Here is a 26,696-nt window from a genome sequence, read left to right on the forward strand (position 1 = left end):
ACATTTTCATTTCGCATAACGCCTATTATGTTAAATGAGGCGGATTTATTTAATCCGCTTACCATTTTTATCGATGATTATTTCACCATCTTCTTTAGTAAAAGCACCTATTTGAGGTGCAGATAAAATATCTAAAACGAGTTCAGATGGTCTACAAAGTTTTACACCGATCTCAGTTACTACGAATGGACGATTAATCAAAATTGGATACTCAAGCATAAAATTAATGAGCTGTTCATCTGTCCAGTGTGGCTGATCCAATTTATGAGTTTCAAAAGGTTCTACATTTTTACGAATAGCTTCATGTACAGAAAGACCTGATTTTTCAATTAAATTAATCAGTTCTCTCTTGCTCGGAGGATTGAGAAGATACTCAATAATTTCAGGTTCCTCTCCGGTATTTCGAATTAAAGCCAGTGTATTTCTTGATGTTCCGCAAGCAGGGTTGTGATAGATCTTAACTTTTGATGACATTGGATTAACTCAAAGCTTAGTAATATTGCATTTATATATGGATATGCGTATATTCGCAATAGCATATATTGGAGTGTAGATGATGGATCAAGCAGATTTCTTTAAATGCCTATCTGACCCGACACGTCTAGATATTTTAAAAATTATTTTAGCAAGACAAAATGTATGTGTTTGTGAAATCACAGAGATATTACAACTGAGCCAACCCAAAATTTCTCGTCACTTGGCTTTACTCCGTAACCTCTCAATTTTGCTAGATGAGCGCAAGGGACAATGGGTGTATTACCGATTAAATCCTGATTTACCAGAATGGGTAAATGCAGTGCTCAATGTCTTAAATGATGAAGTACTGAATAAACCTGCAAGCAACTTATCTATCTCTATGCAATGCGAGTAATTCAATGTCCGGATCAAAGCTCTCATTCTTAGATCGAAATCTAACGCTATGGATTTTTATTGCCATGGCATTAGGAGTAGGTATTGGTGTATTTTTTCCTCAAGCATCTGTGGTACTCGATCAATTAAGTATTAATTCAGTGAATATCCCTATCGCAATAGGGCTTATTTTGATGATGTATCCACCACTTGCCAAAGTAGACTATGCGACTTTGCCTAAAGTCTTTGAGGACAAGCGAACCCTTACATTATCTCTCGTTCAAAACTGGCTAATAGCACCTTGCTTAATGTTTGGTTTGGCAATCATTTTTTTACATGCCTATCCTGAATACATGACTGGCCTAATTCTCATAGGCTTAGCCCGATGTATTGCGATGGTCCTCGTCTGGAACGATCTGGCATGTGGGGATAATCAATATGTCGCTGCCTTAGTCGCGTTTAACAGTATCTTCCAGATCTTATTCTTTAGTACTTATGCCTGGTTATTCTTAACCTTCTTACCACCATTCTTTGGGGTAGAAGCACAAATCATTAATGTGAGCTTTTGGACAATTACCCATGCTGTTCTTATTTATCTAGGTATTCCGTTCTTACTTGGGTGTTTAACCCGACTGATTTTGGTTAAAAAGAATGGTTTGGCTTGGTATCAGGATAAATTTATCCCAAAGATTAGCCCAATCAGCCTTATTGCCCTTTTATTCACGATTGTAGCCATGTTCAGTCTTAAAGGTGGTGAAGTGATTAGCCTTCCTCTAGACGTGCTTAGAATCGCTATTCCTTTGACAATTTACTTTGTTGCGATGTTCTTCATCAGCTTCTTTATGAGTAAGTGGATGGGCAATGATTACCCTAAAACGACTGCTATTTCCTTTACTGCGGCAGGCAACAATTTTGAATTAGCACTGGCTGTAGCGATTGCCACTTTTGGATTAGCTTCACCTGTAGCTTTCACAACCGTGATTGGTCCGCTTGTTGAAGTTCCTGTATTGATTGCTTTAGTGACAGTGTCGCTATGGCTTAGAAAAAAAGTGTTTAAAGAGGCATGAGTCGAATGAACCTACCAAATATTGATCCTAGTCTTTTAGAAAAACCGACTTTAGAAAAAGTTCAGGCAAAGAACCTTAAACATCCACCAAGAATACTGCTTTTGTATGGCTCAAATCGTGATAGATCATATAGCCGTTTAGCTGTTCAGGAAGCTGGTCGAATTCTTGAATATTTTGGTGCGGAAGTGAAAATCTTCCATCCAAAAGGGCTACCCCTCCCTGAAGATGGTGATATGCAACATACAAAGGTTAAGGAACTCCATGAACTCTTAGCATGGTCAGAAGGCATGGTGTGGTGCTCTCCTGAGCGTCATGGCTCAATGAGTTCGATATTGAAAGCTCAAATTGATTGGATTCCATTAGCAGCGGGTGCAATCCGTGCAACGCAAGGTAAAACCTTAGCTGTAATGCAAGTGTGTGGAGGTTCGCAATCCTTTAATGCTGTAAATCAATTACGTATTTTAGGGCGTTGGATGCGTATGATCACGATACCAAATCAGTCCTCAGTCCCTAAAGCATTTCTAGAGTTTGAAGAGGATGGTCGTATGAAGCCTTCTTCTTATTACATGAGGATTGTCGATGTGATGGAAGAACTTTATAAATTTACGCTTTTAACCAGGGGACAGTCCTCATATCTCACAGACCGTTACTCTGAACGTGTAGAAAGTGCAGAAGAGCTTTCAAAGCGTGTGAATCAAAAGAGTATCTAGATTTCCTAAAATTAACATAATACACCTTATGCGAAATGATTTTTTATTAAATACAAATCAATAACTTATATCAATATAAAAAACCCAGACCTATAGATCTGGGCTTTTTTATAGATTCTTCAAGTTCCACGCTTATTTATTAAGCAATGTTTCACATTAATATTAAGTAGAACTTTATAAGACTTAGATTCCGTACTTCACACGGTACGCTTCCATTTTCGCTAAAGCATCTTTGTCGCCTTTAGCATCTAAGTAATCCATTAAATCTTTCATTGTGATAAGCGCATGCACAGGAATTTCAAGCTCTTTTTGAACTTCTTGAATCGCAGACAATTCACCCTGACCTTTTTCTTGACGGTCAAGCGCAACCAATACACCCGCTATTTGCGCGCCTGCATTTTTTAAAATGGTCACAACTTCACGAATGGCTGTACCCGCAGTGATTACATCATCAATGATCCATACCTTTTTACCTTCAACTGAAGCACCAACTAAAACCCCCCCCTCACCGTGATCTTTAACTTCTTTACGGTTGAAGCCCCAAGGTACACTTACACCGTGGTTTTGTGACAATGCCACAGCCGTTGCAGCGACAAATGGAATACCTTTATACGCAGGGCCAAAAATCACTTCAACATTATCACATTCAGTTAATTTTGCTGCATAGCCAGAAGCCAAGCCAGTTAAGGCTTCACCGTCATTTAACAAACCGGCGTTGAAAAAATAAGGACTCACACGACCTGATTTTAAAGTAAACTCACCAAATTTAAGCACACCACGTGATAATGCCAGTTCGATAAAAGCTTGTGGATTAAATGCCGCTTGCGCTGTCATGAGGTGCTCCATTTATTAAATTGAGGTTAAACTCGAGCATGATACCAAAGAGTAGCTATCCTAGTGATCAAAAAATTTTACGTGTCGTATCAATCAACGTAAATGGTCTTCGTTCTGCAGAAAAAAAAGGAATTTTTGACTGGATGGCAACTTCAGATGCCGATGTCATTTGCATGCAAGAATCCCGTATTACACACGAACAATGGACAGATAAATTTAAGCCCGAAGGTTGGTATACACACCTATTCCCAGCTGAGCGTCCTGGCTATGCTGGTACCGCAATCTATAGTCGTTTGCCGTTTATCTCAGTTACCGATGGTCTGGGTTTTGAATTGGCTGATTCACAAGGTCGTTTTATCTCAGCAGAATTTGATCTAGGCTTAGAGAAAACAGCTCATATTTGCTCACTCTATTTACCATCAGGTTCTTCTGGTGAAGAAGCACAAGCCCGTAAAGATCACTTTCTAAATGAATACAAGCAAATCTTGAAACAATGGCGTGATGAAGGTAAATCTGTGATTGTTTGCGGTGACTACAATATCGTACATAAACGCATTGATATTAAGAACTGGTCAGGCAATCAAAAAGCTTCAGGTTGTTTACCACATGAACGTGCATGGCTCGATCATATTTATGATGATTTAGGCTATGTCGATACCTTCCGTGAAGTGCGTAAAGAAGCAGAACTTTATTCATGGTGGTCAAACCGAGGACAAGCCCGTGCCAAGAACGTGGGTTGGCGGATTGACTATCATGCTTGCTCACCAGATTGGAAAGATCGTACTGTGAATGCATGGGTATATAAAGAAACGTGGTTTAGCGATCATGCCCCTGTCATTATCGATTATAAAATTTAGTGTCGTGCAAACTGAGTGAACAACTGTTTCCTAAATGTACGCCAATTGCTCACAAATCTTGTCGTGTTAACGTATTTTTATTCCGACTAATTCAGTGCATTATTGTCGCACGGCACAGGGACATGTCAGGATGACAATAGGGATTGGAAGCCGTAGGATGAAAAGAAAATAAATTTCGGTTTATTTTCCAAGGATGAAGACATTGGACGTTGAATTGAGACCCGCATGATCAGGATGATTTAATGCGGGTTTTCTCTATTTAAAAGATCAATACAAATTTTAAGATAAGAAATTTTCCACCATTTTATTGATAACCACCATGAAGCCACACTGTAGATTTCAAACCTATTTAAAATATTCTGATCACATTTATGTTTTTGCGTAAATTTTGCTAAGCTCTAGACTGATCACAATGAATAAGACTGTTAGAGATGATTAAAGTTTACGGCATTAAAAATTGCAACTCGATGAAAAAAGCATTCGATTTACTCAATGAGTTGGGGCTTAGTTATGAGTTCCACGATTATAAGAAACAAGGTATTGATGCTGAAACAGTACAAAAATGGCTAAAGGATCTTGGTGCTGAACTTGTCCTCAATAAAAAGGGAACGACTTGGCGTAAATTGTCTGAGGAAGATCAACAAATTGCCCTTGCATCTGAACAGGGTTTGATTGAAGCACTGACTACACATACGAGCCTTATTAAAAGACCAGTGATCACTACTGAATCAGGCTATGTAGTAGGTTTTGATGAGAATGCGATAAAAGCATTAAAGAAATAAGAAATAAAAAAAGCCGAGCAACTACTCGGCTTTTTTATGAATCTTAAATTAGTTCACGCGTACCCAAGTTTGGTTACGACCAAGCGCTGATACGCCGATGAAACCACGAAGTTCGAGCTTTTGACCACCGTCTTTCAATGAACCCTTCAATTTGTAAGTTTTTCCAGATTGTGGGTCTAAGATTGAACCACCATCGTAATTCGTTCCACCTACATTTTTAAGACCCTTCACAATGGTTAAACCTTTTAAAGATTTCTTGTGATAGGGACCTTCACAGTTCGTACATGAATTTTCTTGACCCGGTGTGACAACACTCTGAATCGTTGCATTCAATGTTCCGTTTGGCTGTTCAGTGAATTTTACAAAAGCTTTAGCTTTTTTAGTTTTCTCATCAATCGTATTCCACACGGTACCATTGAGTGGATCTGCAGCATTTGCAAATACTGCTGAAGCGAGTAATCCTAACGCTAGTGCAATTTTTTTCATTGTTTTTTGTTTCCCTTGCTGAATTGACTTTAATATTATTAAAAATTGATAACATTTAAGCAATTTTTGAATGTGACTATTTAGTGTACCATTGTAATGCTGTGTGCTGATAATAAACATAATTTCATTAATATGGAAAAACAATGAAGATCAATCCGGTTTTGAAACAATACATAACAGAGTCTTTTTTAAAAACGAGTCTTCGCTTTCCGAGTCGCTTTAATCTTCCCCCCACCGTACTTCGTGTTGCCTTAGAGCAGATGACGCGTGTTTTTCCACAGTCCAAAGATGTCAGTATTCGCAAACTAAGAATCGCAGGTATTCGTGCCGAAGAAATTTTGCCTCAACCTGAAACGACTCAGCTCATTTTTCACATTCATGGTGGCGCATTCTTTTTAGGATCGTTAAATACACATCGCGCATTGATGACTGAAATGGCACTTCGGACTCAAATGCAAGTGCTACATATCGATTACCCTCTTTCACCTGAACAACGTTTCCCCGATCTCGGAGAAGCAATCTATGATGTGTACCAATTATTGGTAGAGCAAGGTGCTCAACCGAAAGATATTATTTTATCTGGCGATTCTTGTGGTGCCAATTTAGCACTTGCACTGGCTTTACGTTTAAAAGAAGAAAATCCAAAACTTCTTCCAAGTGGCTTGATTTTAATGTCACCCTTTCTTGACTTAACTTTGACCAGTGAATCTCTACGCTACAATCAAAAGCATGATGCTTTATTGTCAATTGAAGCTTTAGAAGCAGGCATAAATCATTATGTTCCTAAAGGTGTAGATGTCTCAATTCCCGAAATTTCCCCAATTTTTGGAGATCTCAAAGGATTGCCACCGACATTGGTTCAGGTGGGTTCAAAAGAAATTTTGTTAGACGACTCTACGCGATTTGAAGAAAAGGCTAAAGCAGCTGGAGTAGATGTTGAGTTTAAGTTATACACCGGTATGTGGCATAACTTCCAAATGTTTAGCGCTTGGTTTGATGAAGCAAAGCAAGCTTTGACCGATATCGCAGAGTTTGCCCATCGTTTGGATAAAGACTGATTGAATCAAAACTGAAGTAAACATAAAAAAGAGTAGCGTAAGCTACTCCTTTTTTATTCATTTAGAATAAGTATGAGACACCAAATCCACCATGATAACTTCGATCGGATCCACTTAGGTCTACACCGATGCTTGCATCTAACTGCGCACGATCATTCAAGGCATAGATTAAACCAGATGCCAGTCCATACTCTCGCTCTTGGCTTTCTTTCTTGGTAAATACTGCTTCAGAATAGCCCGATAAATTACCCACGATTTTATAGCCAATTGTCGGGACAGCAGTCACAGACCAATCACTATTTTGAGCTGAATAGAACATTCCTATTCCTGTCGTTACAGTATCGTTATATTGATACTCAACAGATGAGCCCAAGGTATAAATATCATCAACATAAGTAAAACGATCATTTCCTGTTGCGATTTTAGCTTGCGCCAAAATAGCCATTTTCAGTTGATCATCTTGTAAGTCAACGTGATGCTTAATCCCAACAGAAACATCACCTAAACCATCATGGTCATCAGTTCGATTTTGGATTCGGGTCCGCTCCCACGCTGGGCCATCCCAACCCAATTGAAGCTCAGTATTCTTACTCAATCCCGTACGCAACAGGACATCAGCATTGAGTCGCAATGATTTATTTTTAAAACCATTTTCAGTACTTTCAACATACTGTGCAGTTGGAAGTCCCTGCTCCCATGCCAATTGACCTACGGGCGTAATGCCTGTGCTGAAACTCGTACCAGGTCGATCGAAGGCAAAATCTGCAGCCATCGCACTTACACTCGCAGTTGAGCAAAGTATCAAGCTCAGTTGTTTTAATTTTGTCATGGGGCACCCAAATTAATTTAATTCTTTCGTCATTTTTGCGCCACGGCTACGTAATAACTCGAGTGTCTCACGTTCTTCCGGTAAAGCCTGTGACCAATCAATGGTATCAAAATCGCAGTCGAAAAATAAATCACTAATTGAACTCAGAATGGTATTCCCCTCTTCATCTTTGGTATTAGGATCAACTTGATGATCAAGTAAGCGTTGAACTGCAGGCACACATGCAGCACTCGCAGCATCCCAAAGTGGGCCGTAACATTCCTCTGCATCCCATAAATGGAAATTAGCTTTCGCTGCAATCAGTGCATCTAGAATATCAAGATGTACTTGTAATTTCTGTTGTTTTTCTTCTGTTGAAAGCGCATTTCCTTGCTCATACGCTTCACAAATTTCTTCCCACCATTGAAATAAAGTGTCTGACCACACAGAAACCGCAGGGCCTTTCTCTCCTGCGATAAAGTTTGGATCTAAACCTTCTGCTAACAGGCGCTGTACCTGTGCTAGGTCTAATTCTTCTAAGGCCTGTAAAAACACTTGTTGATGTGCTGTTAGCATTTACTTTCTCTACTATTTATCTATAACGACATTATGCCTAATAATGCAGATCATTATTCAATTAAATAAATCAAAACTGTTCATTCAAAATTTTATTCAAAAAAAAAAGCCCCGAAGGGCTTTTTGCTATTCCACATCCACTTCATCTTCTTTCAGTTGGATGGGCGCTCCACGAGGGTTCTCTTTTTTCTCGAATACATGTTCAAGACTACGCTTTAATCGGTCAATCGCACCATGAATCGCTGTGTCGATATTATGACCTCTGTGATTGACCACAACTGGTTTTAGTCCAGCTGGGCGAGCTTCGATCATACATTGAATATCGTCTGCACCGCCTTTATGGGCATTTTCATCACTTAAATGAACCGAAAAATGGGTAATTCTTTCACTATGGCGTTGAAACTCTGTATTTAGTTCTGCACGTACATAATCAATTAATCGCTCACTGTTTTGAATATTCTTATCTGTACGGATTTCTATGTTCATAAATATCATCCTCACTCTTCTTCTGAATCATTTTTGTGCAAAACTTTTTATCTTGGCACGTTTGTAGCTTGCAATCTAATTGCATCGAACATCTTCAATTACTGTTTGGAATACGTCCCTCCACATTGAATGATGAACACTTTTTGAGTCTGCAGAACCGTGTCCTTATACTTTGAATATCGGGCCTAACTCAAAAATATGCAAGTGGTATTTTAAAAAATTAATAAAAGGATTACTCATTGTGACAAGTACTTACTTACGCGGACAGGCGCTTATTGATTCGATTCAAAATGCACCTTATTCCAGAGACTTAAGAGGTTATGGGGCGAATCCACCTCATCCTCATTGGCCTAATCAAGCGCGTATCGCAGTGCAATTTGTCTTAAATTATGAAGAAGGTGGTGAAAACCACATTGAGCACGGTGATCAAGGTTCAGAGCAATTTTTATCTGAAATCGTTGGTGCTGCCAGTTTTAATGCTAAGCATATGTCAATGGATTCTATGTATGAGTATGGGTCAAGAGTCGGTTTTTGGCGTATTCATAATGAGTTCAAGAAACGTCAATTACCCATGACTATTTTTGGTGTGGGAATGGCTTTGGCACGTCATCCAGATGTGGTCGAAGCAATTAAATCTGCGGATTACGATGTGGTATCTCATGGTCAACGTTGGTTGCATTATCAGAATATGGATATTGAGACCGAAAGGCAGCATATGGATCAAGCCATTTGTGTACTTGAAACGCTATTCGGACAAGCCCCAATCGGTTGGTACACAGGTCGAGATAGTCCCAACACACGTCAACTTTTAACTGAATTTCCTCAAATCAAATACGACTGCGATTATTACGGCGATGATTTACCTTTTTGGACACAGCTCACCCATCCCAATGGCGAGCAGCATCCGCATTTAATTATTCCTTATACCCTGGACACCAACGACATGAAGTTTAGTTCAGCAGGTGGCTTCAATCATGGTGAACAGTTTTATCAATATCTAAAGGATGCCTTTGATGTCTTGTATGCCGAAGGGGAAACTGCACCAAAAATGATGTCTATTGGGATGCACTGCCGTCTTTTAGGACGCCCAGGACGCTTCAAGGCACTACAACAGTTCTTAGACTATGTTCAATCTCATGAACATGTTTGGATTTGTCGTCGTGGAGATATTGCGCAACATTGGATCGATCATTTCGCACCATAATTTCACATTCACGAGAAAAAGAGTGCTTTATAAGGTGCTCTTTTGATCTTTTTTCAGTCACTTTTTCCACCAAATCTACGTTGGCATTGTTATTGCAATTTAAGCCTAAAGTTTCAATGTATAGGTTTGAATTGTGTTGCTTTCAGAATTTAATCAAACATCTGTTGAACATCAGAAAGCATTTTTATTGCAATGTGTTCATATCCCACGATGGGGCGAGGAAATCATTCATTACGGTCCTTTTGACACACGAGAAGGACTATTAAAGTATGCTGAACAACATGCCATTACATGGACATGGGATGAAATTTTAGCAGCCCTAAATACACACCCAAGGATTGGCGAAAGAAAAGCAAAAATTGAATTATCAGAACAAGAACAAACTTTTTCAAGGCGTGAACAAGCACGCATCACACATGATCAAGAAGTTTTAGATGCGTTATATAAAGGCAACTTGGCCTATGAAAAAAAATTCGGTTTTATTTTTCTGATTAAAGCTTCTGGTTTGAATAGTGAAGAGATTCTGACTGCATTGGAATACCGCTTGCTAAACGATTTTGAGACTGAAAAAAGAATCGTCCATCGCCAACTTTTAGAAATTGCTTTACTGCGCCTCTCACAGGAAATTCAAGCATGATCAGCTCACATATTTTAGATACCCACCTTGGACGTCCTGCAAGTAATGTTGAAGTTAAGCTTTTTTCTGCGTCTGGAGAGTTATTAGCGATAGCCAAAACCAATTCTGATGGACGTGTGACAGCAGCAGATTTTGGACTCGATCAAATTGATGTCGCTGAATACAGCATCGAATTTATGACGCAAGCTTATTTCTCAGCGCAGAACATCCCAACTTTTTTTCCTAAAGCCGTCATTCATTTTTCAGTAAACGATGCTCACCAACATTACCACATTCCCTTGCTCATTAGCCCTTATGCCTACTCCACCTATCGTGGCAGCTGAGCACTCGCAAATTTAAAATATAGAGGGATTTATTATGACTGCACACGAACAACAACAATCACCCGAACATGAATATCTTGGTGCTGGTAAAAGTGCTGCTTATGGCTTACAACATGTTTTAACCATGTATGGTGGCATTATAGCGCCTCCTCTGATCGTGGGTACGGCTGCAGGCTTATCAGGTATGGAAATTGGGCTACTCATCGCTGCTGCTTTATTTGTCGGTGGCTTAGCGACAATTTTACAAACCATAGGCGTTAAACATATTGGCGCACAATTGCCCTTGGTTCAGGGTGTCTCTTTTGCTGGTGTAGCCACAATGGTCGCAATTGTCACCACAGGTGGCGGATTACAGGCAGTCTATGGTGCCGTCATTGTGGCATCCCTTTTAGGTTTTTTCTTAGCGCCCTACTTCTCTAAAATTATTCGATTTTTTCCCCCAGTTGTTACAGGCTGTGTAATTACAATCATAGGCTTATCACTCCTGCCAGTTGCTGTGCGTTGGATGATGGGCGGCAATAAAAGTGCACCTGATTGGGGAAGTGCTGAAAATATTTGTTTAGCGTTAGCGACGCTTGCAATCGTCATAATATTGAATATGGCTGGCAGTGCCACAATTCGACGCCTTTCAATTTTACTGGCAATTATTCTTGGCACTGTCTTAGCATTTATGTTTGGCTTTGGTGATTTTAGCAAAGTTGGGGAAGGTCATTGGTTACAGGTTCCTAGCTTCTTTGCATTTGGTATGCCGACCTTTGAGTTTACAGCAATACTTTCCATGATCATTGTTACCCTCGTGATTATGACTGAGACTACAGCTGATATTATTGCAGTCGGTGAAATTATCGGTACCGATGTAGATTCAAAACGTATTTCAGATGGTCTACGCGCAGATATGTTATCAAGTGCAGCAGCACCGATCTTTGGTTCATTTATGCAAAGTGCGTTTGCGCAAAACGTTGGTTTAGTTGCAATAACAGGGATTAAAAGTCGCTATGTTGTCGCTGCTGGCGGGATAATTCTGGTCGTACTTGGATTACTCCCAGTGATGGGGCGTTTTATTGCAGCGATTCCTGTGCCTGTACTTGGGGGGGCTGGCCTTGTTTTATTTGGTACAGTAGCCGCGAGTGGTATCCGTACACTGGCAAAAATTGATTATAACGATCAGAAAAACTTAATTATTGTCGCGACTTCCATTGCTGCAGGAATGGTACCCATTATTGACCATTCGTTCTATTCCGACTTCCCAAAATGGGTCCAAACCTTGTTCCATTCGGGTATTAGCTCAACCTGCTTAATGGCGATAATCCTCAATATATTATTTAATCACTTAAAATTATTTGGACCGAAAATTAGTATTAAAAGTAAACAAATAATTGATTCTCATCATTAATTTAAACCATCTTTGTATCAATGCCTGCATACGTGGGCATTAATTTTTCCTTTCATCCACTTTTGGCTTTATTTTTGCAAAAGAATCGTTATTCTGTTACCGCTTTCTCTGGGGATTCTTTTATGAAACTTAATCAAATCGCAGCACTTTGCGCATTAGCTTCTACAGCAGCGTTTACTCAAGCAAGTCCAATTGTTTGGCAAGATTTCAGCCTAACTGGTCTTTATGGCGATAACTACCTAAACCCTTTCTCTCAACAAGAAGGTGAACGCTATACCATCACTGCTGAATATGCTGCAAAGCTTAAGTACTCGGATGTTTTCTTTTTCGTCGATCAACAATGGGGCGGAAAAGATGGCGATTCAACTTACCTTGAATTAGCTCCACGATTAAGTTTAAGTGAAGTTTCTGGCCAAAAACTAAGCGCTGGTCCAATCAAAGATGTATTGATTGCAACGACTTGGGAACACAACGCTGGTTATAACAACAATACTGAGTTCAATAACTTCTTGTATGGCGTAGGCTTTGCTTTAGATATTCCTTACACGCAATATGCAAATATTAACTTCTATCGAGTTGACAATGACTTGACTGAAGATGACTACCAAATGACGATCACTTACGCTGTTCCATTCAAGCTAGGCAATGAAGAATTCTTGGCAGATGCATTCCTTGATTGGTCTACAAATGAAGGTCCTGGTCATGCGAGTGAATTGAACTGGACAAGCCAATATAAATGGAATGTTGGTAAACATATCTCTCCAAAAACCAAATTGTATGTAGGTGTTGAACACTCTGTTTGGAACAATAAATTCGGTCAAAAAGGTCAAGACCAAAACGATGTAAGCGCATTGGTTAAATATCATTTCTAATTGATATTTATAATAAAAAAGCAAGACTAGTGTCTTGCTTTTTTTTATGCTCAATAATCAAAATAAAGTTATAAATACTGACGATTAGAATAAAAAAATGTCTTTTAAAATTCGTTTCGCAACTGAACAGGATTTAACTCAAATCCAAGATATTTACAACGATGAAATTCTGAATGGTTTTGCAACATGGAATGAGCAAGATCAAGACATTTATTATTATCAGAATTGGTATCGTCAGCATCTAATAGATCATTTCCCTATTTTTGTGGTTGAAAACGAACTCACCCAACAAATTGCAGGTTATGCTGAATATAGTACATTTAGAGCGATCAGTGGTTTTAGACAAACTGTCGAACACTCTGTGTATATTCATCCCAATTTTACACCTTTGGGTTTAGGCAAAGCTTTACTCCAACATTTAATTCAACACGCAAGCCAACATAAAATTCATGTCATGATCGCTGCTATAGATCATGAAAATTTTGCATCCATCAAATTACATGAATACTTTGGATTTAAACAAACAGGCTATTTACCTGAAGTCGGACAAAAATTTGGATCTTGGCGCAATCTCGTCTTATTCCAACTGAATCTAAATACTTAAAAAGGGCATTTAGCCCTTTTAGTTGAAATCTTTAATCCAAAGGATTTCCAACAATATTACTGATAATACCTTTCATAATATGAGGTCCTTGTTCTTTTCTTAAGTCCTCATACCATTCACGAGTAATCGATTCGTCTTTCATATGCGTCACATCACAACGTTTACGCGCTCTCAATACCATTTCAGCAGTGCGTTCATTACGTTTGTTTTGATAACGTCTTAAAGCATCCTGAATTCCCAGTGTATTAATCTGTAATGCCCGAGCCAAATAAATGGCATCTTCCATCGCTTGGCAACCGCCCTGCCCAATATCAGGTGTTGTACTATGTGCTGCATCGCCAACAATCACCACTCGCCCTTTATAGAAATCTGCAAATGGTTCTATATCATGGATTTCAACACGATTGGTTCGCTGTTCATCAATAGCATCAATCAAAGTTTGTACTTGCGGACACCAACCGTCAAAATATTGTTTTAGTAATTTTTTATACTGAGTACGATCATTTTCCAAACCTAATTCAAGTGGTACATCAAAGAAGAAATAAAAACGATTACCTGCGACTGGCATTAAAGAAGCTCGCTTCCCTTCTCCTACAAAGGTGGTCCACTGATCAGCAGGTGCCAGCGACTCAGAAATTTCGACCAACCCATTCCAATTCACATAACCTGCATAACGACGCTCAACTTGCTCACCTAAAACATAGGCACGCGTGATCGAATGAGTGCCATCCGCGCCGACCAATAAATCCGTCGTTATTTGTGTTCCGTCAGCAAAATGGATTTTGACGTCATCACCTTGATCCTCAAGTCCGATCATTTTTTTTGCAAGATGAATATCTTCACGTCCAAACTCATCCATCAACATATTTTGTAATTCAGCGCGAGAAACTGGATAAGGTCGCTGCCCAACTTCTTCAATCAACGGATATAAATTAAATTGCGTCATGACATCACCCGTGAGCCCATCGACATAAGCAAGGTGATCCATTTTCCCACCAAGTTGAGCGACTTGATCCGTGAGTCCTAGATAGTTCAAACATTTCACACCATTTGACCACAATGAAATCGCAGCACCCACGGGTAAAATTTTTTCAGTTTGTTCATATATTGAAACTTGATGACCAAATTTCTTCAGCGCAATTCCGGTCGTTAATCCTGCCATTCCGGCACCAATAATGGTGATATTCATTTTTACTTCCACAATTTTTTTTGCTTTAACCCACTGCTTAAAGCGAAAAACGTGCCATTTCCACCAATAGAGCGCTACATAAGTGCAAGGTTGGCACATGCTGTGCATTCTTTTTAAAGCCCTTAAGCAGATGCGACATAACAACGCATTACGATTCTAAGAATGCATTCTTTTGATAAGAATCAAGTTTTAAAGCAATAATGGAAGATGACATGGCAACACTATTGGCACCGGAATTTGAAATCCCTACTCCTTTACAGCAACTTACTAACCTTGCAGATGCCCGAATTGGTGCAAAAGTCACAACATGTTCTGATGATTTTTTTGCTGAAGCTCAACGTATGCTTCAGTTTGATGCGCCTATCTTTGTAGAAGGTAAATTTGATGATCATGGCAAGTGGATGGATGGATGGGAAACCCGTCGTAAACGTCACAGTGGTTATGATTGGGCGATTGTTCAGTTAGGTGTTGCAGGTAAAATTAAAGCACTCGATATTGATACCACTTTTTTTAGTGGTAATTATCCCGCTTCTGCTTCAGTAGAAGGGTGTTATGCACCAAATGAAAACTTAGATGATGCTGAATGGCACCAAATTTTACCAAATAGTATATTGGGACCAAGTCAGCACCATGTCTTTGAAGTTTCAATGAATCAGATCTTTACCCATCTGCGTTTAAATATTTTTCCAGATGGAGGTATCGCACGATTCCGCGTATATGGTGAAGTCAGCGTTCAAATCCAAGATCAAAACCAAACCCTCGACCTGCTTGCACTTGAAAATGGTGGACGTGTTATTGCCTATAGTGATGCACACTTCGGACATCCACGTAATCTGATCAATCCAGGACGTGGGGTTAATATGGGTGATGGTTGGGAAACCGCACGCCGTCGTGCACCCGGTTTCGACTGGTGTATTTTAGCTTTAGGGCAAGCTGGTCACATTGAAAAGATCGAGATTGATACAGCCCACTTTAAAGGAAATTATCCTGCTGAAGTGTCCATTCAAGCCATTTATATAGAAGATGCAACGGATCCTCAATTGATTCCACAAAGTATGTTTTGGCCTTTCTTATTAGATGCTCAACCAATGCAAATGGATCACATTCATAACTTTGTAAATGAAGTATTGGGACACGAAAAAATTTCTCATATTCGGGTGAATATGATTCCTGATGGAGGGATTAGCCGTATACGCCTCTGGGGTAAAGTAAATCCTTAGTTGAGCATTTGTTACTTTTAAAGTGATCTTATTTTGACTGCATTTTCGACTCAATTCTAAATTGAAAATGCAGTATCTTTTTAGCGAATTTTTATGATGCATACCATTACCCTACAACCTTTAACCTCCGAAAATTTTGCACCTTTTGGTGACGTCATTGCTTGCCAAGGAAATGATTATTTTCATATTAACGATGCGCATACAGAGCGCTATCATGCTTTAGTGACCACTGAAATTATTGGCGATGCCAAAGCCGGGATTAGTATTTTTCGAAATATTCAAAGTACCAATATTCCGTTCAAAATTTCGATGCTTGAACGTCATCCTCATGGATCACAAGCTTTTATCCCGATGCAGGGACAAAAGTTTTTAATAGTGGTTGCACCAGTCTTAAATGCGAATCAGCCCGATATTTCAAACCTACAAGCTTTTATAACTAATGGCTCTCAAGGTGTAAACTATCGTACGGGGACTTGGCATCATCCACTTTTAACATTGGAAAGCCCGAGTGATTTTGCGGTGGTGGATCGGATTGGCAGTGGATCTAATTGTGACGTGTTTAAGTTTGATCAAATTGAAATATCACATTGAATCTGGTGCTTATGCATCTCAGTTATGCAGATCATGAGACCATCTAATTTTATGTCCATCTTTGACTATTATTTTACAACCAGGTAATCATTGTCATTCACCGATGTCGCATATTCTTCCATTCTTGAAATTAGTCCATTTTCAATGGTGTACTCTTGTACCCATTTTTGCTCAAATTCACCATCTTGACCATCAATCGTAAATTTTTCGCGTCCAAAAACCACCACTTTGTTACCTTCTTTGACCATACGTAAAATATCAAAGTATGCGACATGCATGGTTGTGAAATTGGTATTGAAGAACTGTTCTACACCCGTTTTTCCTTCAAATCGAATTGAAGGCAGTTTTTGTGAGCCATGGTGAATCCATACCGTATCCTCAGTTACTGTTGCAACAGCAGCCAGTAAATCTTGAGACCTAAATGCCTCAAACATTTGGTCTATGATTTGAAGTGAATTGATCATACTCATTTTATTTACTCTTTTTATCTTAGGATAAAAAGAGGTTAATGAAGGGAGAGTGAAAGATCACTATCAGCTGGTATAGCGATTTAAAGATTTTGCTAGAAACGATGAGTTCTATACGACTGCTTGATTTTGACAAGCTGACATCACATGTAACACCGCAGCAGTTCTCGTTTCCACAAACAGCTTCTCAAAAACATGCTCTAAATGTTTATTGACGGTGCGTGGACTCAACTCCAAAATTTCTGCAATATCTCGGTTGGTTTTGCCAAGCGTTACCCAATGCATAACTTCAGCCTCACGTGGTGTTAAATTCGGACAAGCTTGAGCGATCTCTTCAACACTTGGCATGTGTGTTTGCTCTTTGAGCTGAACCAAAACATGTTTAGGTAATTGTCCTTCTTTCAACTTGGTTAATAAATTTAATTGTAATTGCTGATGCCCATGACCATATTGACCATGTAGCATTTCTTCTTGATTCGATTGCTGGAAAAGTGCTTTTAACCACTGATTTATACTCTTTCTAAAATGAGCAATATCAATTCCATGTTGCGTTAATAAACCTTGCACTACAGGTGTCTGCCAAATAATTTCCCCATCCATATTCATCGACAAAATTGCACTGCCTGTTGCATCGAGCATTTGTTTCTGTTGGTGCATTAAACGGGCTTGCAGTAAATGCGTTTTGACACGTGCTTGTACTTCATCGATATTCAGTGGCTTTGTCACATAATCTACGCCCCCGACTTGAAAGCCTTTTACAATATGTTCGGTTTCCGTCAAACCCGTCATAAATATGACAGGGATGTGCTCAGTCATTGGACTCGCTTTAAGCTGGATACAGGTTTCAAAACCATCAATCTCAGGCATACTCCCATCCAATAAAATCATATCTGGCTGTGAACGGTGCGCAATTTCAATAGCAGTAAAACCATTGGTGGCAACTAAGACCTGATAGCCGGCTTGATCAAGACTTTCATGTAATAAACTTAGATTTTCAGGAATATCATCGACAATTAAAATGCTTTCTAACATTGCTTAACTCCCTTCCAAATCAGATCTGATATCAGATAGGTGCTCGTGTAATCGTTGTAATGCACGTTGGGTATCGAAGCGTTGAATATCAAATTCTATGTGCTGCCATATAGAAGGATCACAGACATTGCGTTTCTTGCAAATTTCGAGCATCTCTTTGGCTCCACGGATATAACCAATACTCAAATAATCTTCTAGTTTGATTAGCGCTTGTTCTGGTGCTACATCATCCTCATCAATCACGCTGACAGATAAAGCGTTACTATCATAGTGTAAGGGTTCAACCTGTTTTTGAGGTTCTTCTGCGACTTGAGTTGGCTCATTCTGATGAACCCAGTTTAAGCCTAATTTATCTCCAATTTTGTTCAGTAGCAGATTTAAGTCCACGGGTTTGACCAGAAAGTCTTCATTCAATACATCGGTTTCAGGGTTCTGCATTCGTTCATTGGCATCTGCGGAAATAATGATGATGGGAACATTGGTCATTTTATTATTTCTCAATAATTTCGCAGTTTCCCACCCTCCCATCAAAGGCATACTCAAATCCATTAAAATTAAATCTGGTCGAAATTCAGGGACTTTTCTTAGACATTGCAATCCCGATTCTGCTTCTTCAAGAATAAAGCCGAGAGGTTTAAGGAAATTTAAAACTAGTCCACGATCAGTTGCTTCATTGTCTACGACCAATATTTTACGGCGATGTCCCATATAGCCAGATACTGTATTCGATGCGACATCAGCAATCGGATGAATGACCGACTTTGAAGGTAAATATAGTTTTATTTTAAAAATAGAACCGTTTTTTAACGTACTGCTTACCTTTAACTCCCCACCGAGAATATCCACCAATAGTTTAACAATTGGTAAACCCAAACCTGTTCCAGCAAAGCTACCTTGTACGACATTTTGTCCGCGCTCAAAAGGCTGGAATATTCGCTCTAGATCTGTTTCAGCAATTCCGCATCCCGTATCATGAATTTCAAAATATGCCGTCTGAAAGCGATAATCCACTCGAAATTTCACCTCTCCTTCGAGCGTAAATTTCAAAGCATTTCCCATTAAATTGATAAGGATCTGTTCAAGTCTTTTTTTATCTATACGTACGTATTGTGGTATTTTTTCACTAATTTCGACCGTAAATTTCAGTTGTTTTTGTTGGAATTGTGGCTCAAACATATTCACGATTTGTTGGAGAAACTTCGGAAATTCAATATTCGACATTTCTAAAGAAATTTTACCTGTTTCAATCCTTGCAAGATCAAGTAAACCATCAATCAAGGACGTTAAATGCTGCCCACTACGACGAATCACGCCCAGCGCAGCTTTTCCTTGTTCAGAGAGTTGTTCTTGTTTATTGAGTAACTGGCTATATCCTAAAATACTATTTAGAGGTGTTCTCAGTTCATGACTAATCCCAACAACATAACGACTTTTGGCCTCATTGGCTTTTTCAGCTTGAGTTCGTGCATCTTGTAATTGCCGATCTGTAATTTTATGCGCTTCAATTTCGTCCATGAGCAGTTGTGTTTGCATATTACTTTCAAGCTGAGCTTGTCGGCGACTTTCATCATTGAGTACCAACCACCATGCTGCAACACATAACAGTAAAAATAATACGGCATAAATTTTCACAAATAGCATCAGCAACTCATGCTGTTGAGTTGATCCAAATACTGTGCCGAATTTACTCAGTTCTTGTAAATAAACCAGACTTAAACTGACTGCCAAAACCACACTCAGAACAAAGATCATCAAAATATAAAGACTCAATCTAGTATTGATGTATCTCAACCATTGGCGCGGTAGAAACCAAACTGCAAAATGCTTAAGTTGTGCAGACCACCGTGCATGAGGCTTACATAAATCATGGCAACGAGCTTCTAAGGAACAGCATAAAGAACAAATCATATTGTTATAAGCAGGACAAGTCGCCATGTCAGCCATTTCATACTCATGCTCACAAACCACACATCGTTGTGTCTCTATTGGTTTTAATGATTTATCTTCATGACGTGCGATGTAGTATTTGCCACGAGTAAAATAAGCAAGCATTGGGACACAGACGATAGCTGAACCTAAAGCAATAAATCCTGCTAAGGATTTTGCGATATCACCAAATAATCCCCAGTAGCATAAAATCGACAATAAGGATGCAATACATAAACTGCCAACACCGACTGGATTAATGTCATAGAGGTAAGCACGCCTAAACTCAATTCCTTTCGGGCTCAGCCCCAATGGCTTACAGATGACGAGATCAGCAACGATGGCACCCACCCATGCCAAGGCCACATTACTATAAAGCCCTAATACACGCTCCACCGCATGGATGACACCCAGCTCCATCAACAATAGCGCAATAAAAATATTGAATACTAACCAGACCACACGTCCGGGATGACTGTGCGTTAAGCGTGCAAAGAAATTAGACCATGCCAATGAGCCAGCATAAGCGTTGGTTACGTTGATCTTTAACTGTGCGATACACACAAACATGACTGTAAGAAATAATGCAGCACCAGGATGCTCAATCACTTGTTGGTAGGCGATCCAATATAGATAATTCGGATTGCTTAACTCATGATTCGGTACCATAAATTTAAGGGCGAGTACCATTAAAATCATGCCCATAAAAATTTTAATGAATCCCACCAATATCCATGCAGGACCGCCTAAAAATACCGCCCAATTCCATTTCTTTTGAGCATTTTTTTTGTCTGGCAAAAATCTTAAATAATCAGCTTGTTCACCAATCTGCGTAATCAGCGCAAACAAAACAGTGCAAGATGCGCCAAAAAAAGCCAAATTGAATCCTGCGCTTTGACTTTGCGCGCCTTCTATTAGGGCAACTTCAGAAAGCAGAGTCGGATGCTTCACCAAAACAAAGCACCATGGTAGTAATAATAAAAAAATCCATAATGGTTGGGTAAACGCTTGTACTTTATTAATAAATCCTATGCCTTTGATCACTAGGGGCAGAATAATAAGCGCAGAAATTAAATAACCTAAACTCAGCGGCACACCTAAACCAAGCTTAAGCGCCAAAGCCATGATAGCGGCTTCAAAAGCAAAGAAGATGAAAGTAAAACTGGCGTAAATGACTGAAGTTATAGATGAGCCGATATAGCCAAAGCCTGCGCCCCGTGTAAGTAGGTCAATATCAACATTGTATTTGGCCGCGTAATATCCAATAGGCCAACTGGTCAAAAAGATAATGATTGAAACGACCACTAAGGCCCAGAATGCATTGCTAAAGCCGTATTGCCATAACATGGTTGCACCAAGCGCTTCCATCGCTAGAAAACTGACTGCTGCAAGCGCTGTATTGGTCACCGTCCAAAGGGACCACCGTCTTACTGACCTCGGTGCGTAGCGTAGTGCATAGTCTTCAATACTCTCATCAACCACCCAAGTATTGTATTTACGGCGTGTATGAATCACCCGTTGCGGTGCTTGAGGAGTATTGCTAGATGAAACCATAAAGCTAGGCAATTTAAATAGACCCTTACAGTTAGCAAAATCTATGCCCAGCTTAACTTTCATCAAAAAACATTTTGAGGAACATCGATATACGTAAAGTGACGTATATGCTCATTTTTTAACACCCCTTAGGCTTAAGTCCATAGCAAGCGCAAACAATAAATCGCGCAATGGCCTTATCCACTTCATCAGGGGAACACCAATGACCTTAAAATCTAAAGTTAAAACATCTGGCTTACTCGCAGGACTACTCGCTGTTCCTTTTTTACTGGCACCTGTCTTGACCACTGCGAGTGCTCCAGCGACAGCAAAAGTAAATACAACCAAACTTAACGTAAATGATAAATTCGTCTATGTCGGTCAGCTTCATTCAGCGACAGGAACGATGGCAATCTCTGAAACAGGAGCCATCCAAGCAGAACGTTTAGCCATTGAGCAGATCAACAAACAAGGTGGTGTATTAGGTCGTCAGATTAAAATTGTTCAAGAAGATGGTGCATCTGACTGGCCAACTTTCGCTGAGAAAGCCCGAAAATTAACTGAAAAGGATCGTGTTGCAGCAATTTTTGGTTGCTGGACTTCAGCTTCTCGTAAAGCCGTATTACCTATTATTGAACGAAATAATTCGCTTCTGTATTACCCAACATTCTATGAAGGTCTAGAACAATCTAAAAATGTGATTTATACCGGTCAAGAAGCTACGCAACAGGTGCTTGAGTCTCTGAATTGGCTTGCACGTGAGAAAAAAGCCAAAACATTCTATTTAATCGGTTCTGACTATATTTGGCCACGTACCACCATGAAAATTGCCCGTACACACATTGAAAAAGTGTTGAAAGGTAAAGTCGTCGGTGAAGAATACTACCCGCTTGGACATACGCAATTTGGTTCTTTAATTAACAAAACCAAACTTCGTAAACCAGATGCAATTGTCGCTGCCGTGGTGGGTGGATCAAACGTTTCATTCTATAAGCAAATGAAAGCTGCAGGCGTGACTGGCGATAAGCAAACACTGCTCACCTTCTCTGTGACAGAAGATGAATTACTGGGGATTGGTGGCGAAAATATGAAGGGCTTCTACTCTTCAATGAAATATTTCCAAAGTCTAAATAATTCAAGTAACGCAGCTTTCGTAAAAGCATTTAAAGCGAAATATGGTCCTAAAGCAGTAATTGGTGATGTGACTCAAGCCGCTTATCTTGGTCCATGGCTATGGAAAGCCGCAGTTGAAAAAGCTGGTAGTTTTGATGTTGCTAAAGTGACCAAAGCCTCTCCAGGCATCGAAATGAAAAATGCGCCTGAAGGTTACGTGAAAATTGATGCCAATCATCATTTATGGAGCAAATCACGTATTGCACAAGTGCAAACCAATGGTCAATTCAAAGTGGTCTACGAATCAAAAGGTTTAATCAAGCCTAATCCATTCCCTAAAGGCTACTAATCGACAGCACATGATCAGGAGAGCCCTCTCCTGATCTTTTCATTTCAAACCTATTATTTAAAGCTTGGAGGATGAGGCGATGGATTTATCTTTAGCTGACTTCGGTGCAATATTTGCGATGCAAGGCTTTAATGGTCTTTCTGTTTTCTGTGTGCTGTTGTTAATGGCACTGGGCCTTGCAATTATTTTTGGGCAAATGGGTGTCATCAATATGGCACATGGTGAATTCCTCACAATAGGCGCGTATACCACATTTGTCATTTCAACCCTGACTGAAAGCTATTTTCCTCAATTGCTTCCCTATTATTTTATTGTAGCGATTGTGGCAGCTTTTCTGACAGCAGGCATTATCGGCTATATGGTCGAACGGCTCATGATTAGTCGGCTTTATCAGCGGCCACTCGATACTTTGCTTGCAACTTGGGGCTTGAGCTTAATCATGCAACAAGTGTTTCGCTCTACATTTGGTCCCAAAGAAGTGAGTCCAACACTACCTGATTGGCTTATGGGCTCTTATCAACCGACAGAGACGATTGATATTCCTATTAATGGCTTATTCCTTGTCGGTGTCACACTCACCGTGACCGCTTTCGTCTATTTCCTCATCTATCGTTCTCGCTGGGGCTTACAGCTTCGTGCGACAAACCAAAACCGTTTCATGAGTGGTGCCGTTGGTATTAATACAAAGCGTGTGGACAGTCTAACATTCGCATTAGGTTGTGGTTTGGCCGGTATTGCTGGTGCGGCGTTTACGACAATTGGCTCAACTGGTCCAACTGCAGGCTCTCTCTATATCGTAGACACGTTCTTGGTTGTGGTGTTTGGTGGAGCTGCAAGTCTATTAGGCACTATCGCTTCGGCTTTCAGTATTGCACAAGCCCAATCAATCCTAGAGTTCTTCCTGTCAGGCTCTGTTGCCAAAGTCATTACCTTAGCGACGGTCATCATCATTTTGATGTTACGTCCTCAAGGTTTGTTCTCAATCAAAGTTCGTAAATAGGTATTCAGGAGAGATTGATATGAGTAATCCAATGAATGCCTTGTTAGGCGGTAAAGAAGGTGCGATTGGACTGGCTATATTGGCAGTACTGATCCTATTTGTAATGCCCATGTTTTTAGATGTTTTCCGTCTCAATTTAATGGGTAAATATCTTACGTTTGCCTTTGTCGCGATTGGTTTAGTGCTGTGCTGGGGTTACGGCGGCATTTTGAGTTTAGGTCAGGGTATTTTCTTTGGGATCGGTGGCTATTGTATGGCCATGTTCCTCAAGCTCGAAGCTTCTGACATGCAATCCACAGCAGCTCAAACCACACCCGGTATTCCTGATTTTATGGACTGGAACCAAATTACCAGTTTACCAATGTTCTGGGAACCGTTCCATAGTTTCACATTTACCCTATTCGCGATTGTAATTATTCCAATTTTATTGGCTTTTATTATTGGTTTTGCAATGTTTACTCGTCGTGTAGGAGACGTGTATTTCTCTATCATCATGCAAGCGATTGTGGCGATTTTGACAATTTTGATTATTGGTCAACAAGGCTTTACTGGTGGTATCAACGGTATTACTGATCTCAAGACATTACATGGCTGGGACATCCGTACGGATGAGGCAAAGTACGTTCTGTATTACATCAATGCATTATTACTCATCGCAGTCATCATGATCAGTCGCTTTGTTCTCAGCTCAAAGTTAGGTCGCTTACTTTCTGCAATGCGTGAAAAAGAAGAACGTGTACGTTTTTCTGGTTATGACGTTTCAATGTACAAAGTCTTTATCTTCTGCTTTGCGGCAGTCGTTTCTTCCGTCGGTGGGGCAATGTTTACGCTGCAAGTCGGCTTCATGTCACCTACGATTATTGGCATCATCCCATCTATTGAAATGGTGATCTTGGCTGCAGTAGGCGGTCGTTTATCACTGATTGGAGCTGTATATGGTGCAGTTTTAGTTAACCTCGGTAAAACTTACTTCTCTGAAGCATTCCCTGAAGTATGGTTGTACTTCCTTGGTGCATTGTTCATAGGCGTTGTGATGTTTTTACCGAATGGTTTAGCTGGCTTATATGAAAAATATGTTCGCCCACTTATCTTCAAAGATAAAAAAACAACGGCTTCGCCTCCCCCCCATCAACCCACGGAGTCCAAAAAAAATAGCAATATTGAAGTAGAAGGAGGTGTGAAATGAGTAAAGTCGGCGTAGAAATGGCAAAACCTGTACTTGTAATTGAAGATCTCACAGTCTCGTTTGACGGCTTTAAAGCCGTCAGCGATCTCAACTTCTATCTCGATAAAAACGAAGTTCACGTGATGATCGGCCCTAATGGTGCAGGTAAAACAACAGTGTTAGATTTGATTTGCGGTAAAACTAAAGCAACTTCTGGCACGATCAAATTTAATGATATTGAACTGACTAAGCTCAAAGAGTTCGAAATCGTTCGTAAAGGTGTCGGTCGTAAATTTCAAAATCCCAATATTTACGAAAACCTTTCAGTCTATGACAACCTCGAAATGTCTTTCCCACGTGGTCGTAATGTGTTTGGGGCTTTGTTCTTTAAGCGAACCAAAGATGTCGAAGAGCGTATCCAAGAAGTCGCTTCAAAAATTTTTCTCACTGATTTATTACACACCTCCGCAGGCTTATTGTCTCATGGACAAAAACAATGGCTTGAAATAGGGATGTTGCTTATGCAAGACCCCGAGTTGTTAATGCTGGATGAACCTGTGGCAGGCATGAGTGTTTCTGAGCGTGAACAGACAGCACAACTGCTTCGTGAAATCAGTAAAGGACGCTCAGTCCTCGTGATTGAGCACGATATGGAGTTTGTAAAAACCATTGCAGATAAAGTGACAGTATTGCACCAAGGGAAAATCCTCGCAGCAGGAAAAATGGATGATGTACAAAGTGATCCAAAAGTCATTGAAGTCTATCTCGGACACTAAGGAGGCCTTATGAGCGGATTATTAGAAATTAGTTCTTTGTGTTCAGGTTATAAACAAAGCCAAGTCATTCATGATCTAGAACTTAAAATTCAACCCAAAGAAATTGTGGCGATTATGGGGCGAAATGGGATGGGAAAAACCACACTGTTTAAAACCCTTATCGGTGATATTAAAAATACTCAAGGCGAAATCAAGCTCGATGGTAAAAACTTAGAAAAGCTTGACCCGTATCAACGTGTGGAAAATGGTGTTGCTTATGTTCCTCAAGGTCGTATGATTTTCTCAACCATGTCTGTTCTAGAGAATATTCAAACAGGTCTCCCTGCGTCTGCCCATGGCAAAGTACCTGACGATCTGTATGAGCTTTTCCCTGTACTTTGGGATATGCGTAAACGCAAAGGGGGAAATTTATCTGGTGGACAACAGCAACAATTGGCAATTGCACGTGCACTCGCCACCAATCCCAAAGTATTGCTGCTCGATGAACCTACCGAGGGAATCCAGCCCTCGATTATTAAAGATATTGCGAAAACGCTAAAAGAAATTCGCGATCAACGAGACCTCACTATCGTGGTCTCCGAGCAAGTACTGAGCTTTACTATGGCGATGGCAGATCGCTTCTTGGTCATCGATAAAGGCCGTTTTGCTTATGAAGATGTCAGAGCGAATGTCGATGAAGCGACCATTAGCAAATATCTTTCAGTTTAAAGCACGTCATCTCATCAATTCTTAATTTGGCATCTCCCTCGATTTTTCGGGGGATTTTTTTTTGACCATTTGTTGGAGTGG

The 26,696-nt window shown here is 39.9% G+C and carries 29 protein-coding genes; 19 read left to right on the forward strand and 10 right to left on the reverse strand.

What is annotated here, in order from left to right; translation table 11 throughout:
• Nucleotides 1–45: 45 nt before the first annotated feature.
• Complete coding sequence (gene arsC, locus CL42_RS02390; RefSeq protein WP_035264681.1) at nt 46–474, reverse strand: arsenate reductase (glutaredoxin); 429 nt, start codon at nt 472–474, stop codon at nt 46–48.
• A gap of 82 nt (nt 475–556) precedes the next feature.
• Here arsC and CL42_RS02395 point away from each other — a divergent pair, with 82 nt between their 5' ends.
• Genes CL42_RS02395 through arsH form a run of 3 tightly spaced genes read left to right on the forward strand, consistent with a single transcriptional unit; the run spans nt 557 to nt 2,626 of the window.
• Nucleotides 557–871 (forward strand): ArsR/SmtB family transcription factor, encoded by a 315-nt coding sequence (locus CL42_RS02395; protein WP_035264683.1) that lies wholly within the window; start codon nt 557–559, stop codon nt 869–871.
• A gap of 4 nt (nt 872–875) precedes the next feature.
• Entirely contained in the window at nt 876–1,916 is a 1,041-nt protein-coding gene (gene arsB, locus CL42_RS02400) for an ACR3 family arsenite efflux transporter (RefSeq protein ID WP_035264685.1), read from the forward strand.
• Nucleotides 1,917–1,921: 5 nt separating this feature from the next.
• Nucleotides 1,922–2,626, forward strand: a complete 705-nt coding sequence (arsH, locus tag CL42_RS02405; RefSeq protein WP_035264925.1) for an arsenical resistance protein ArsH — start codon at nt 1,922–1,924, stop codon at nt 2,624–2,626.
• A gap of 183 nt (nt 2,627–2,809) precedes the next feature.
• On the opposite strand, the gene pyrE is transcribed toward arsH, so the two are convergent.
• The gene (gene pyrE, locus CL42_RS02410) at nt 2,810–3,460 is read right to left on the reverse strand and encodes an orotate phosphoribosyltransferase (protein ID WP_035264688.1); all 651 of its coding nucleotides are present in this window, start codon (nt 3,458–3,460) and stop codon (nt 2,810–2,812) included.
• 38 nt (nt 3,461–3,498) lie between these two features.
• On the opposite strand from pyrE, the gene CL42_RS02415 reads away from it, so the two are divergent.
• Nucleotides 3,499–4,317 (forward strand): exodeoxyribonuclease III, encoded by an 819-nt coding sequence (locus CL42_RS02415; protein ID WP_035264689.1) that lies wholly within the window; start codon nt 3,499–3,501, stop codon nt 4,315–4,317.
• 431 nt (nt 4,318–4,748) lie between these two features.
• Nucleotides 4,749–5,099 carry a Spx/MgsR family RNA polymerase-binding regulatory protein gene (locus CL42_RS02420; RefSeq protein ID WP_035264692.1) on the forward strand — a complete coding sequence of 117 codons (351 nt, stop codon included), beginning with the start codon at nt 4,749–4,751 and terminating at the stop codon, nt 5,097–5,099.
• A gap of 48 nt (nt 5,100–5,147) precedes the next feature.
• On the opposite strand, the gene CL42_RS02425 is transcribed toward CL42_RS02420, so the two are convergent.
• The gene (locus CL42_RS02425; RefSeq protein WP_035264927.1) at nt 5,148–5,585 is read right to left on the reverse strand and encodes a DUF2147 domain-containing protein; all 438 of its coding nucleotides are present in this window, start codon (nt 5,583–5,585) and stop codon (nt 5,148–5,150) included.
• 143 nt (nt 5,586–5,728) lie between these two features.
• Here CL42_RS02425 and CL42_RS02430 point away from each other — a divergent pair, with 143 nt between their 5' ends.
• Nucleotides 5,729–6,643, forward strand: a complete 915-nt coding sequence (locus tag CL42_RS02430) for an alpha/beta hydrolase (RefSeq protein WP_035264694.1) — start codon at nt 5,729–5,731, stop codon at nt 6,641–6,643.
• A gap of 61 nt (nt 6,644–6,704) precedes the next feature.
• Here the strand turns inward: CL42_RS02430 and CL42_RS02435 are convergent, their stop codons facing one another.
• The 3 genes from CL42_RS02435 to CL42_RS02445 form a co-directional block, all read right to left on the reverse strand.
• Nucleotides 6,705–7,472 (reverse strand): transporter, encoded by a 768-nt coding sequence (locus CL42_RS02435; RefSeq protein ID WP_035264697.1) that lies wholly within the window; start codon nt 7,470–7,472, stop codon nt 6,705–6,707.
• A gap of 12 nt (nt 7,473–7,484) precedes the next feature.
• Nucleotides 7,485–8,027 carry an ankyrin repeat domain-containing protein gene (locus CL42_RS02440; RefSeq protein ID WP_035264700.1) on the reverse strand — a complete coding sequence of 181 codons (543 nt, stop codon included), beginning with the start codon at nt 8,025–8,027 and terminating at the stop codon, nt 7,485–7,487.
• 126 nt (nt 8,028–8,153) lie between these two features.
• On the reverse strand, nt 8,154–8,513 hold the full coding sequence (locus CL42_RS02445; protein ID WP_035264715.1) for an HPF/RaiA family ribosome-associated protein: 360 nt from the start codon (nt 8,511–8,513) through the stop codon (nt 8,154–8,156).
• 241 nt (nt 8,514–8,754) lie between these two features.
• On the opposite strand from CL42_RS02445, the gene puuE reads away from it, so the two are divergent.
• The 6 genes from puuE (at nt 8,755) to CL42_RS02475 (ending at nt 13,546) form a co-directional block, all read left to right on the forward strand.
• Nucleotides 8,755–9,717, forward strand: a complete 963-nt coding sequence (puuE, locus tag CL42_RS02450) for an allantoinase PuuE (protein ID WP_035264719.1) — start codon at nt 8,755–8,757, stop codon at nt 9,715–9,717.
• Nucleotides 9,718–9,850: 133 nt separating this feature from the next.
• Nucleotides 9,851–10,354: a 2-oxo-4-hydroxy-4-carboxy-5-ureidoimidazoline decarboxylase gene (uraD, locus tag CL42_RS02455; RefSeq protein WP_035264722.1), complete on the forward strand. Its 504-nt coding sequence runs from the start codon at nt 9,851–9,853 to the stop codon at nt 10,352–10,354.
• Entirely contained in the window at nt 10,351–10,677 is a 327-nt protein-coding gene (uraH, locus tag CL42_RS02460) for a hydroxyisourate hydrolase (RefSeq protein WP_035264724.1), read from the forward strand. Before uraD ends, uraH begins: the two co-directional genes overlap by 4 nt.
• A gap of 34 nt (nt 10,678–10,711) precedes the next feature.
• Nucleotides 10,712–12,070 (forward strand): nucleobase:cation symporter-2 family protein, encoded by a 1,359-nt coding sequence (locus CL42_RS02465; RefSeq protein WP_035264726.1) that lies wholly within the window; start codon nt 10,712–10,714, stop codon nt 12,068–12,070.
• 122 nt (nt 12,071–12,192) lie between these two features.
• Nucleotides 12,193–12,942, forward strand: coding sequence for an outer membrane protein OmpK (locus CL42_RS02470; protein WP_035264928.1), 750 nt, complete (start codon nt 12,193–12,195; stop codon nt 12,940–12,942).
• A gap of 97 nt (nt 12,943–13,039) precedes the next feature.
• Complete coding sequence (locus tag CL42_RS02475; protein ID WP_035264728.1) at nt 13,040–13,546, forward strand: GNAT family N-acetyltransferase; 507 nt, start codon at nt 13,040–13,042, stop codon at nt 13,544–13,546.
• A gap of 31 nt (nt 13,547–13,577) precedes the next feature.
• Here the strand turns inward: CL42_RS02475 and hpxO are convergent, their stop codons facing one another.
• Nucleotides 13,578–14,735 carry an FAD-dependent urate hydroxylase HpxO gene (gene hpxO, locus CL42_RS02480; RefSeq protein ID WP_035264930.1) on the reverse strand — a complete coding sequence of 386 codons (1,158 nt, stop codon included), beginning with the start codon at nt 14,733–14,735 and terminating at the stop codon, nt 13,578–13,580.
• Nucleotides 14,736–14,947: 212 nt separating this feature from the next.
• Between hpxO and alc the strand changes: the two genes are divergently transcribed.
• Both alc and CL42_RS02490 read left to right on the forward strand, forming a co-directional pair.
• On the forward strand, nt 14,948–15,955 hold the full coding sequence (gene alc, locus CL42_RS02485; protein WP_035264731.1) for an allantoicase: 1,008 nt from the start codon (nt 14,948–14,950) through the stop codon (nt 15,953–15,955).
• Nucleotides 15,956–16,048: 93 nt separating this feature from the next.
• Entirely contained in the window at nt 16,049–16,546 is a 498-nt protein-coding gene (locus CL42_RS02490; RefSeq protein WP_035264735.1) for an ureidoglycolate lyase, read from the forward strand.
• A gap of 68 nt (nt 16,547–16,614) precedes the next feature.
• Here the strand turns inward: CL42_RS02490 and CL42_RS02495 are convergent, their stop codons facing one another.
• The 3 genes from CL42_RS02495 to CL42_RS02505 all read right to left on the reverse strand — a co-directional run bounded on the left by CL42_RS02495 (nt 16,615) and on the right by CL42_RS02505 (nt 21,525).
• Nucleotides 16,615–17,016, reverse strand: a complete 402-nt coding sequence (locus CL42_RS02495) for a nuclear transport factor 2 family protein (RefSeq protein WP_212771590.1) — start codon at nt 17,014–17,016, stop codon at nt 16,615–16,617.
• 108 nt (nt 17,017–17,124) lie between these two features.
• A complete protein-coding gene (locus tag CL42_RS02500) occupies nt 17,125–18,045 on the reverse strand; it encodes a response regulator transcription factor (RefSeq protein ID WP_035264738.1) in 921 nt (306 codons plus the stop codon).
• A gap of 3 nt (nt 18,046–18,048) precedes the next feature.
• Nucleotides 18,049–21,525: an ATP-binding protein gene (locus CL42_RS02505; RefSeq protein ID WP_035264935.1), complete on the reverse strand. Its 3,477-nt coding sequence runs from the start codon at nt 21,523–21,525 to the stop codon at nt 18,049–18,051.
• A gap of 202 nt (nt 21,526–21,727) precedes the next feature.
• Here CL42_RS02505 and urtA point away from each other — a divergent pair, with 202 nt between their 5' ends.
• The 5 genes from urtA to urtE all read left to right on the forward strand — a co-directional run bounded on the left by urtA (nt 21,728) and on the right by urtE (nt 26,615).
• Nucleotides 21,728–22,966, forward strand: a complete 1,239-nt coding sequence (urtA, locus tag CL42_RS02510; RefSeq protein ID WP_035264741.1) for an urea ABC transporter substrate-binding protein — start codon at nt 21,728–21,730, stop codon at nt 22,964–22,966.
• 79 nt (nt 22,967–23,045) lie between these two features.
• Nucleotides 23,046–23,966, forward strand: a complete 921-nt coding sequence (urtB, locus tag CL42_RS02515; protein WP_035264743.1) for an urea ABC transporter permease subunit UrtB — start codon at nt 23,046–23,048, stop codon at nt 23,964–23,966.
• Between the two features lie 19 nt (nt 23,967–23,985).
• On the forward strand, nt 23,986–25,152 hold the full coding sequence (urtC, locus tag CL42_RS02520; RefSeq protein ID WP_035264746.1) for an urea ABC transporter permease subunit UrtC: 1,167 nt from the start codon (nt 23,986–23,988) through the stop codon (nt 25,150–25,152).
• A complete protein-coding gene (gene urtD / locus CL42_RS02525) occupies nt 25,149–25,907 on the forward strand; it encodes an urea ABC transporter ATP-binding protein UrtD (RefSeq protein ID WP_035264749.1) in 759 nt (252 codons plus the stop codon). Before urtC ends, urtD begins: the two co-directional genes overlap by 4 nt.
• 9 nt (nt 25,908–25,916) lie before the next feature.
• Entirely contained in the window at nt 25,917–26,615 is a 699-nt protein-coding gene (urtE, locus tag CL42_RS02530) for an urea ABC transporter ATP-binding subunit UrtE (protein ID WP_035264750.1), read from the forward strand.
• Nucleotides 26,616–26,696: the final 81 nt, after the last annotated feature.

It is taken from the genome of Acinetobacter sp. Ver3, assembly GCF_000632455.1.
Classification (GTDB): Bacteria; Pseudomonadota; Gammaproteobacteria; order Pseudomonadales; family Moraxellaceae; genus Acinetobacter.